14 protein-coding genes and 1 pseudogene are annotated in these 9,604 nt (G+C 40.2%); 7 read left to right on the top strand and 8 right to left on the bottom strand.

The window, feature by feature from the left end; all coding sequences use genetic code 11:
• The 3 genes from BFI01S_RS19620 to BFI01S_RS19630 all read right to left on the bottom strand — a co-directional run.
• A partial coding sequence (locus BFI01S_RS19620) for an SCO family protein (RefSeq protein ID WP_061794104.1) occupies positions 1–597 on the bottom strand: 597 nt, incomplete at its 3' end.
• A gap of 144 nt (positions 598–741) precedes the next feature.
• A complete protein-coding gene (locus BFI01S_RS19625) occupies positions 742–2,226 on the bottom strand; it encodes an aldehyde dehydrogenase family protein (RefSeq protein WP_061794105.1) in 1,485 nt (494 codons plus the stop codon).
• A gap of 208 nt (positions 2,227–2,434) precedes the next feature.
• The gene (locus tag BFI01S_RS19630; protein WP_061794106.1) at positions 2,435–3,652 is read right to left on the bottom strand and encodes a NupC/NupG family nucleoside CNT transporter; all 1,218 of its coding nucleotides are present in this window, start codon (positions 3,650–3,652) and stop codon (positions 2,435–2,437) included.
• A 342-nt stretch (positions 3,653–3,994) separates the two neighbouring features.
• On the opposite strand from BFI01S_RS19630, the gene BFI01S_RS22680 reads away from it, so the two are divergent.
• From BFI01S_RS22680 to BFI01S_RS23560, 3 genes are all read left to right on the top strand, one after another.
• Complete coding sequence (locus BFI01S_RS22680) at positions 3,995–4,090, top strand: YjcZ family sporulation protein (RefSeq protein WP_082804568.1); 96 nt, start codon at positions 3,995–3,997, stop codon at positions 4,088–4,090.
• A gap of 144 nt (positions 4,091–4,234) precedes the next feature.
• Positions 4,235–4,444 carry a YozQ family protein gene (locus BFI01S_RS19635; protein WP_061794107.1) on the top strand — a complete coding sequence of 70 codons (210 nt, stop codon included), beginning with the start codon at positions 4,235–4,237 and terminating at the stop codon, positions 4,442–4,444.
• Positions 4,445–4,466: 22 nt separating this feature from the next.
• Positions 4,467–4,628, top strand: coding sequence for a hypothetical protein (locus BFI01S_RS23560; protein ID WP_169799792.1), 162 nt, complete (start codon positions 4,467–4,469; stop codon positions 4,626–4,628).
• A gap of 92 nt (positions 4,629–4,720) precedes the next feature.
• Here BFI01S_RS23560 and BFI01S_RS24145 read toward each other — a convergent pair whose 3' ends face one another.
• Together BFI01S_RS24145 and BFI01S_RS24630 are read right to left on the bottom strand one after the other, a co-directional pair.
• Positions 4,721–5,194, bottom strand: a complete 474-nt coding sequence (locus BFI01S_RS24145; RefSeq protein WP_235831235.1) for a molybdopterin-binding protein — start codon at positions 5,192–5,194, stop codon at positions 4,721–4,723.
• 3 nt (positions 5,195–5,197) lie between these two features.
• Positions 5,198–5,365 (bottom strand): annotated as a pseudogene (locus BFI01S_RS24630) (molybdopterin-dependent oxidoreductase); the annotation flags it as partial.
• Positions 5,366–5,628: 263 nt separating this feature from the next.
• On the opposite strand from BFI01S_RS24630, the gene BFI01S_RS19645 reads away from it, so the two are divergent.
• A complete protein-coding gene (locus BFI01S_RS19645; protein ID WP_061794108.1) occupies positions 5,629–6,369 on the top strand; it encodes a YqjF family protein in 741 nt (246 codons plus the stop codon).
• Positions 6,370–6,426: 57 nt separating this feature from the next.
• A complete protein-coding gene (locus BFI01S_RS24445; RefSeq protein WP_236888036.1) occupies positions 6,427–6,642 on the top strand; it encodes a cold-inducible protein YdjO-related protein in 216 nt (71 codons plus the stop codon).
• Positions 6,643–6,690: 48 nt separating this feature from the next.
• On the opposite strand, the gene BFI01S_RS19650 is transcribed toward BFI01S_RS24445, so the two are convergent.
• Together BFI01S_RS19650 and BFI01S_RS19655 are read right to left on the bottom strand one after the other, a co-directional pair.
• Positions 6,691–6,933, bottom strand: coding sequence for a transcriptional regulator SplA domain-containing protein (locus tag BFI01S_RS19650; protein WP_061794109.1), 243 nt, complete (start codon positions 6,931–6,933; stop codon positions 6,691–6,693).
• Positions 6,934–6,950: 17 nt separating this feature from the next.
• Positions 6,951–7,139, bottom strand: coding sequence for a hypothetical protein (locus tag BFI01S_RS19655; protein ID WP_061794110.1), 189 nt, complete (start codon positions 7,137–7,139; stop codon positions 6,951–6,953).
• A 135-nt stretch (positions 7,140–7,274) separates the two neighbouring features.
• Here BFI01S_RS19655 and BFI01S_RS19660 point away from each other — a divergent pair, with 135 nt between their 5' ends.
• Positions 7,275–7,412 carry a hypothetical protein gene (locus BFI01S_RS19660; RefSeq protein WP_156478358.1) on the top strand — a complete coding sequence of 46 codons (138 nt, stop codon included), beginning with the start codon at positions 7,275–7,277 and terminating at the stop codon, positions 7,410–7,412.
• A 57-nt stretch (positions 7,413–7,469) separates the two neighbouring features.
• On the opposite strand, the gene yhfH is transcribed toward BFI01S_RS19660, so the two are convergent.
• The gene (yhfH, locus tag BFI01S_RS22690; protein ID WP_009334590.1) at positions 7,470–7,604 is read right to left on the bottom strand and encodes a protein YhfH; all 135 of its coding nucleotides are present in this window, start codon (positions 7,602–7,604) and stop codon (positions 7,470–7,472) included.
• Positions 7,605–7,883: 279 nt separating this feature from the next.
• Here yhfH and BFI01S_RS19665 point away from each other — a divergent pair.
• Positions 7,884–9,604 (top strand): ATP-binding protein (locus tag BFI01S_RS19665; RefSeq protein WP_061794112.1); only part of this gene is annotated, 1,721 nt, incomplete at its 3' end.

Raw genomic sequence — 9,604 nt, forward strand, 5'->3', positions numbered from 1 at the left:
TATTTGCTTCATTATCTTTTGGAAAACTTCATTCCTGTCAAAGTCTTCTCCCATAGGGAACTTCTTAATAAATTTATTGTTCTCGTCAAGCAAATACACAAAGGTGCTATGAACATAGAAGCCATCACCGGGATCACGGTATTGAAATTGGAAAGTGTTTGCGAGCTCCTGAATTTCTGCCTGATCCTTTTTCAGTGTATCAGGATCTGCAGTAAGAAAGATCCAATTCTCATCATTTTCGATTTCAAAGGTGCTTCTATATTTTTTAAGAACATCTGTGGTGTCCCTATAAGGGTCGATCGTTACTGTAATGAATTGTACTTTGTCCCCAAATACGCCCTCATTAGTAAGATCACTTTTCAGGAGATTCATCCTTTGGGTAGTCGTCGGACATATATCCGGACAGTGCGTATAAATAAATTCAACAAGCTTCAGTTTTTCATCAGATTCAGCAAAGTCGTATACCTTCTCATTATCGGTTAAAAGTGTAATATGTTCAGGTATCTTCGCTGTCATATCACGTATGATAAAAAAAGAAATGCCGGCAGCAATGCCTAATACGACAATAATAGCGGAAATCATATATACTTTTTTCATTATTTCCCCTCCCAATATAAGGATAAATAATATCCATCAAAAATCCTATGGATAATCTGTGAACTTATTCTTAATGGGAAGAAACTTTAAAGAAATTTCCATTAAAAAAGGAACCCCGAAAGGTTCCTTTTTTTAATTCGGCTATTATTTCATTGAGATCCATACACTCTTAACTTCTGTATAGTTATCAAGAGCGTATGAGCCCATTTCACGGCCGATGCCGGATTGCTTGTAGCCGCCAAATGGAGATGCAGCATCAAAAGCGTTGTAGCAGTTTACCCAAACAGTACCAGCGCGGAGCTTATTGGCTACATAGTGTGCATTTGCAACATCACGAGTCCAAACGCCTGCAGCTAAACCATATTCGCTGTTATTGGCACGGTTAATTAATTCGTCAATATCATCATAAGGCATGGCCGAAATAACAGGTCCGAAGATTTCTTCCTTTGCAATTGTCATTTCATCACGAACATCTGCAAAGATAGTAGGGGAGACGAAGTAACCTTGCTCCTGCGGCTTGTCGCCTCCTGCTACAAGCTGAGCGCCTTCACTTAGGCCTTTTTCAATATACCCGAGAACTCTGTTTTGCTGCTCGGCAGAAACAAGAGGGCCAATTTCTGTATCAGCATGAATTCCGGCACCTTGCTTGATTTTTTTAGCATGTGAAGCCATGTCAGCAACAACATTATCAAACTGCTTCTTTTGAATGAAAACACGGGATCCGGCACAGCAAACTTGACCCTGGTTGAACATAACACCGTTAAGAGCTCCAGGAATTGCCTTTGATAAATCAGCGTCCGGCAGGATAATGTTCGGAGATTTGCCTCCAAGCTCAAGTGTAACCCGCTTTAAAGTCTTTGAAGCATTTGACATAATCCGTTTACCTACTTCTGTAGAACCAGTAAACGCAATTTTATCTACCAGCGGATGGTCAACGAGCGGCTGGCCAGCTGTTTCTCCAAAGCCAGGGACAATATTGATAACCCCTGGAGGGAATCCTGCCTGATCCATTAACTCAGCAAGGTATAAAGCGGAAAGAGGTGTTTGCTCCGCTGGTTTAAGAACAACCGTACATCCCGTTGCAAGGGCAGCACCCAGCTTCCACATTGCCATAAGAAGAGGGAAGTTCCAAGGGATGATTTGCCCCACTACACCAACAGCCTCATGGCGGGTATAGTTGAAGAATGGCCCGCTGACAGGAATAGTCTGTCCGACAATCTTCGTAGACCAGCCTGCATAGTAGCGCATATGTTCAATCGCCAAAGGAATATCGGCATTTGTTGTTTCACGGATTGGCTTTCCATTATCCAAAGTCTCAAGCTGTGCTAATTCTTCACTGTTTTCTTCCATAAGATCAGCAAGCTTGTACATCAGGCGGCTGCGCTTAGAAGCGCTCATTTTAGACCATTTGCCTTCATCAAAAGCCTTTCGGGCTGCTTTTACTGCCAGATCAATATCTTCTGCACCGGCTTCGAAAACAGAAGCCAGAACTTCACCTGTCGCTGGGTTATACGTATCAAACGTTTTCTGTGATTTGCTTTCAACAAATTCACCATTGATATATAATTTCTTCTTTCCGCTTAAGAACTTTTCTACCTTTTCTTTTAAACCTGCAGTTAGCTGACTCATATAATTCCTCCTTAAAATAGTAATCTATGTATTTCCATGGTGCAAAACATTTAGAAGAATACCTATGGTAACGCTTACAATCATACTTTAACATTAATAAAAATAGAAAATCAACTCTGAATTAAAATAATTTTCAGATAATTTTCGACAATTCTCGCCTCACATCAAAAAAAATAGCATACCGGTGATCCAGTATGCTATCAGACTATTAAATTAACATTCCTGCAATCGCTGCACTTAAAAGAGAGGCAAGTGCTCCAGCTATTACTGCACGAATGCCAAGCTTGGCTATATCATTCCTGCGGTCAGGTGCCAGATTGCCGAGGCCGCCCAGGAGGATGGCCATAGACGAAATGTTCGCAAATCCGCAAAGCGCAAAGCTTACAACTGCAACAGTCTTAGGAGACAGGCTGCTGATTTCAGGAGCAAACGCTGAGTAGGCAACGAATTCATTCAACACAAGCTTTTGGCCGATGTAGCCGCCAGCCTGTACAGCCTCAGCCCAAGGGACTCCTACTGCAAATGCAAGAGGGGCAAAAATGAAGCCAAGAATCATTTCAAGTGTTAAGTTTTCCAGCCCAAAAAGTCCGCCTGCAAAACCGATGATTCCATTGATTAAAGCAACTAATGCGATAAAAGCAAGAAGCATGGCCCCAATGTTCAAGGCAAGCATTAAACCATCGCTCGCTCCCCGGGCCGCAGCATCTACGATATTGACAGATTGTGTATCTTTTTCAATGGTAATATCATCAGTTGTTTCAGATTTCTCAGTTTCAGGCAGCATCATTTTAGCCATGACAAGGCCGGCAGGAGCTGCCATAAAACTTGCTGCAAGCAAGTATTCCAGTGGAACGCCAAGCAATGAATAACCAATTAGAACAGAACCGGCTACGGAAGCCAAACCGCCTGTCATGACAGCGAATAATTCCGACTTTGTCATTTTGCTGATGAAAGGGCGGACGATAAGAGGGGCCTCTGTCTGCCCGACAAAAATATTGGCAGCAGCAGAAATCGATTCTGCCTTACTTGTTCCAAGCAATTTAGCAAGGCCTCCGCCAATGACTTTAATAATGATTTGCATGATCCCTGTATAATATAGAACAGATATTAGAGAAGAGAAGAAAATAACAACTGTCAGGACCTGAAATGCAAATACGAACCCAACACCTGAACCTTCCTGGAACAGTCCTCCAAAGAGAAAGTTAACTCCTTCATTGGCATAACTCACGATGTCATTTACTGCAAAAGTTAATTTTTCCAGTGCCTTTTTCCCAAGATCCCATTTAAGTACGGCAAAAGCAAAGGCAAACTGAATGGCAAGACCGCCAAGAATTGTACGTAAATTGATTGCTTTACGATTTGATGAAAGAAGGAAAGCTATTCCCAATACGGTCACAATCCCGAATATACCCCAGATAAAACTCATGTTGACACCTCATTTGCTGAATTTAGATTGATGAAAACGTTTTTACGAAACGTCAAAAATATAGACCTCTGATTAAAGAGGTTTGTGAATAGACGTCAGACATCTAACTTGATTACATGTCCATTTTAACATGAATCCGTTTGCAGTAAAGAGTTTTTTTCTTTCCAAATGAAATTGGTTGATTAATCTCCTATTTTTGTTCACATTTTTGGCGATTTTTCTTTCTTCCTATATCATTAAAGATGGGATATTTCGATTTAATTTTTATTCCTCTCTTACATCTGCCCATTCGGGACAAACATCATGTTCATACACTGTCACTAGACGTGAGGAGGTGTTAGAATGGGTGCAGGTGCAGGATATGGCGGCGGTTTTGCTTTAATCGTTGTCCTGTTTATACTTCTAATCATTGTTGGTTGTGCTTACGTTGGCCGGTAATATCAGTGGATAACTGAACAATCAAAGCTGCTTAAAATCTGCCTTTTTCAGGGCAGATTTTTTGTTTTCCGGCATTTCTTTGATTTGAATCGTATGATAATCGGTTTAATGTCCAAAATAAGGATAGTTAAGGAGGGATTCTACATGAATAAAAAAGACAATAATAATGGCGCGAATATTGCTGGCAGATATTATGAGGCTGAGGATTATAAAAGAAATGACCAGCTTTCATCTGGACTCGCTACAACCCATGAGCAGGTAAGTGACACCTATATGGAAGGTCAGGCGGATGCCGTCATTGAAGATGTAGTTGGAGTGGATATTTCTATTCCCCGTAAAGGGTATGAGGAATAACAGATAGAAAGGAGGCACTTCAATGGCGCCGAGAGATGCTCAAGATGATCTGAGCCAGTACAGAATGCCGGAAGTTCTCCGAAAAAAGAGGACTTCTTCCTATCGGGTGGGCTATCAGGCTACAACAGGGAATCAGACACCCGGTGAACCCGAAGCAGGCAAGAGGACAGATGAAGAAAATTAATCTGCACTGCTAATTGAATGGCATTAGAAAGAGAGGATGTAATAAAACATCTTCTCTTTTTGCATATTTGGGATTTTGCATAGAAAAACGGGTTATTCCACTTGAATTTTTATCTTTTGCACAGCATTATATCCATATCCTTTTCTGTTCCAGTAAGGCTTTATTGGCTGAATATTACCCTCTGAATCAGCAGCCCTCACAAGAATGGTATATTCACCCTTGTCTGCCTCCCGATTAAAATGCCACTTTACCCAGGAATATTTTTCGTTTCCTCTGTATTTAAGCGACGCTTTTCTCCATGTTTCCCCATCATCAAAGCTTATTGCCACTTCATTAATTGTGCCAGTTCCAGTCCAGGCAATACCTTTTATAACTTGTAACCCTTCATTAACAATGGAATGATCCAATGGGTGCTGGATTGTGCTGTTAACATTTATGGCAGAAACAGGCTTTTTATCTAAATCGCTATTTTCATAAGGATAGTAAACGTAATCTTTTGTTTGAAAAGGGCCATTAAATTGATGCCGAATAATAAATATATTTCTAAGCCACTTAACGGAGGCCATTGCATACCATTGAAGGACAATTAGCCTAAAAGGATAACCATGCTTATAAGGAATGCGCTTGCCGTTATATTCATATGCTACGATCGTATCTTCGTGGAGTGCCTTTTCAATTGGCAGGCTTCTTGCATAGTAAAAGGATTCTTTAAAATCTTTGCGCTCACCGAAATAAATGGTTTCTTAGATAGAAATAATCCTGCGGTGTTTTCCAATTCTCCAGAAAATGAATGGGGGACTCCTGCTTTTCCGGAGTCAGACTGAGTGTTTTCAGATACTGATAGACGCCTATTCATGGACCATCACCTCCAATAATAAATACAAGGCAATGCCAAAGCTTAGAACTCTAGACTATTTGAACTGCATTTATCCGTACTAAGTTTAATACCGGCTTTTTGAGGAATAATCGTTAATAAAAAATGCTGAAAGGCGGTTAAAGCATGAATGAAGAATTACAGATAACAGGACATAGACCTTTTCCGCTGCCTGATAAACCATGGGTGATGGAGCAAATATGGGATGATGTTCTGTTTGCTCATTGGCCTGTGCCTGCAGAAATAATGGAGAAGCACATTCCATCACAGTTAACGTTAGATACATATAACGGAAAAGCCTGGATTGGAATAGTCCCATTCTGGATCAGCAGAATGAGAGTCCGCGGCTTGCCGCCATTGCCTATGATGAAATCAATGAATGAACTGAATGTAAGAACTTATGTAGAGTATGGGGGAAGGAAAGGGGTGTATTTTTTCAGCCTGGATGCCGACAATTTTTTAGCGGTAACAGGGGCCAGAATGCTGTATTTCCTTCCCTATATGAATGCTGATATGCAAGTTTATAAAGCTGAAGGTATCATTAATTATGAAAGCAGGCGAAAAAACAAAAATAAAGAGATCGGACAATTCAAAGCTCATTATAAGCCGGCATCCAGTCCATTTAATTCACAGGAAGGGTCACTCGATGAATGGCTGACTGAAAGGTATTGCCTATGGGTAACAAAAGGTGACAACGTTTTTCGAGGGGATATTCATCATACAAAATGGCAGCTGCATAAAGCTTCCTGTTCGATAAACGAAAATACAATGGCATCTTTTTTGCCTGGCAAGTACTTGATGGGAGAACCCATTTTACACTACTCTCCTCAAAAGCATGCTTATTTTTGGCCTTTAACAAGGGAGTAGAGCCCTTGAATGATGCTAACCATAATATTTCATTTCTTACAATAATTTTCCCGTTTCTTGTCCATACTAAGAAAAAAGGGGGCGTTTCCAATTTTTTTCAATAAAAAAGGTCAAGATGATAAGCCAGAGGTTGTAATGCTCGACACAGAGGTTTATTCCTGTAATAGCTGCAATGGCTGGATGAGAAAAGATTTTGCCTCTTCAGATTTAAAATGTCCATTATGCGGTGATGAAACAACTGCCGAAATGAGGGAATTACCGCAAATTTTATAATCGGCAAATAAAGAAAGACTGATTCCTTACAGTCTTTCTTTATTTGTGTCAGTACTCTCCATATAAGTCCTGAAAAGCCTCTTCTGCAGCCTTTTCAGAAGAAAATAGGGCATCATCTTCTTCTATTAAATGGAATGACTCATTAAGAAACAGGGCTACTGCATTAGGGTCTTTTGGATGCGGAACAATTTCAGCAGGCCTAACGTTTGCTACACTGGGAGTGTGAGGATTATGGTAAATGACATATACCTCATCTCCTGTTTTCACTTTTTTAGGGTCTATTGTTTCCAAGTATTTTCACTCCCAATTTATAGATTTTCATTTTGCTGGCCGATTTCTTTTGCCCCCAGAATAGCATTTGCCGTTTCCAGCTGTTCATGTCCATCAACAGAATCCCCGACCGCATTTTTCAGATTTGGAAATTTGCCGTCATTTTCAATGGTAACCATCTTTTTTTCCGGAGCAGATGTCAGGTATTTTTCATCCATTTCTTTCATGATTCACTAACCCCTTCTGATATTTATTCGAGCTGCTTTCCTTAAAGTTTGCTCTCCGCATTGATCTAATATTCAGCCATATAATCCTAATTCAAATGGGCAAGTTAGCTATAAGGCTAAATTGAGGTGATAAGAATGAATGAAACTAAAAAGCTGGTCTCAGCTATTCAATCGGAAGCTGGCTCTCTCAGTGATCCATCCTGGTTTGACCGCATTAACAGGTGGCCGGCATGGATGTGGGCCAACATTTTCAGTGTGTTCTGTAACAGCTGAGGATTCTAAATGGAATCCCAAAAAGCGGAAGGACCTGGGAGCCTTCCGCTGATTGTTCTATTCCATTTTCTTTGACAGACACCGATCACATTCCATCAAATAAGATTCAGCCTGTTCCTTTACTGTTTGGCCACACTCAGGACATACCTTTTTGGGAAGCGTTCTGAAGAATTCAACCGGACTTTTAATCATTACTTTTTCCTCCTTTTTATAATACAGTTTATTTTTTTCCTTCTGTTGTAGTACAGTATATACCAAATATAATCAAATGTGAAGTATTTGTGGTTAAATTTTTTAAAAATTTCATCTATTGTTTTAAGGAGCACAAAAAGAGGGCTTTAATCAACTGCTAAAGTTTAAGCAATTCTGTCAGAACTATAGACTTTATTTCGCTAAGCCCCTTCCAAGGCAGTAATGATTCCATTACAATCATATTTAATAAAGTAAAAATGAGGGGGCTTAAAGCCTGCGATGACTGAGATAATTGTATCTTTTAATCCGATATTAATATTTGCCGCCGTTATACTGACCATTATGGCTTCCTATACAGCATTAGATTTATTTACTTTAATAAAAACATCTGAAAGCAATCAGAGGTTCTTGTTCTTAGGCGGTACTTTTTCACTTGGAATAGGCATATGGATCATGAACTTTATTGGCATAGTCGCGATCAACATAAATGCTTCCGGAAGCTACAATATTCCTCTTACCTTATTGTCCATGATTTTTGGCATCTCCTTTACCGGAATGGCATTTAATGCAGTGATCGGACGACAACCGAAGACAGGCAATCTTCTTGCGGGCAGCTTCTTTTTAACGATGGCAGTCCTATCCATCCATGTAACAGGAATGTTTGCTATCGGGATGCATGTCCAATTTGGCTCCATTGTATTTCTCATTTCCACCCTGATTATTTTTGCTTCTTTTTTATTTTCACTTTGGATGCTCTTTTACTCAAAAAGTCTTTCCTATTCAAGACATATATGGATAAAGCCTTTAAGCGCACTCATTATTGCCGGAGCCGTTGCAGAGGGATATTTTCTGCTTATCCGATCGTCCTCATTCTATCCAAACGGGGAGATTAGCAGGGGGGGAGGCTCGCCTGGGACTTTTCTGATTTTCCTGGTATTATTTGCAGCGATTCTAATCCTTAGCGGCCTCATTGCTTCAAGTACCCTAATGAGCAAGCGGCTGGAAGCAAGCGACACTCACTTACACGATATTCAGGCTGCCCTAGATGAATCATCTATTGTGGCTATTACAGATCCAAAGGGGATTATCACATATGTGAATGACAAATTTGTTGAGATTTCCAAATATGAAGAATATGAACTGATGGGCAAAAATCATAATATCCTAAATTCAGGTTACCATTCGCCGGAGTTTTTCCACCAACTATGGAAAACGATTGGGTCAGGGGAAATATGGAAGGGTGAAATCCGCAATAAAGCAAAGGATGGGTCTTATTACTGGGTCCATACAACAATCGTGCCGTTCATGAATGCGAACGGAAAACCTTATCAATACTTAGCCATAAGAAACGATATTACCGAGAGGAAAAAAACAGAAGAAGTGCTGCATCAGCAGGATAAACTGGCAGCAGTCGGCCAGCTTGCTGCTGGGGTTGCCCATGAAATCCGCAATCCGCTGACAACAATGAAAGGATATACAGAGTTCCTGCAGCTGGATGAAACGAATGAAGAAAGACAGGAATACTTAAGCATCATTTTAGATGAAATTGACCGGGTAAATAATATAGTAGAAGATTTTATGGTTCTCGCAAAGCCGAAAGCCGCTGAACTGGAAGAAAGAGATATTATACCTATTATAAAGAATGTCATCTCTTTTTTGGAATTCGAAGCCCGGAAACGGGACGTGAAAATTCGTTTTGAATATGAACGCGATATCATCCAGATTGAGTGTGACGAAAATCGCCTTAAACAGGTATTCCTTAATTTTATCAAAAATGGAATTGAAGCGATGCCTGATGGAGGTGATATTACAGTCAGAGCAGCTATCATAAATAACCAGGTCCAAATAGCGATACAGGATACAGGTGTCGGAATACCTCAGGAAAAACTGAAAAATATCGGAGAACCATTTTTTACAACCAAGAAAAATGGGAATGGATTAGGCTTGATGGTCAGCTTTAAAATTATTGAAAGCCATAATGGAAAAGTATTTATCGAGAG

The sequence above is a fragment of the Cytobacillus firmus NBRC 15306 genome (genome assembly GCF_001591465.1).
Lineage (GTDB): Bacteria > Bacillota > Bacilli > Bacillales > Cytobacillaceae > Cytobacillus > Cytobacillus firmus.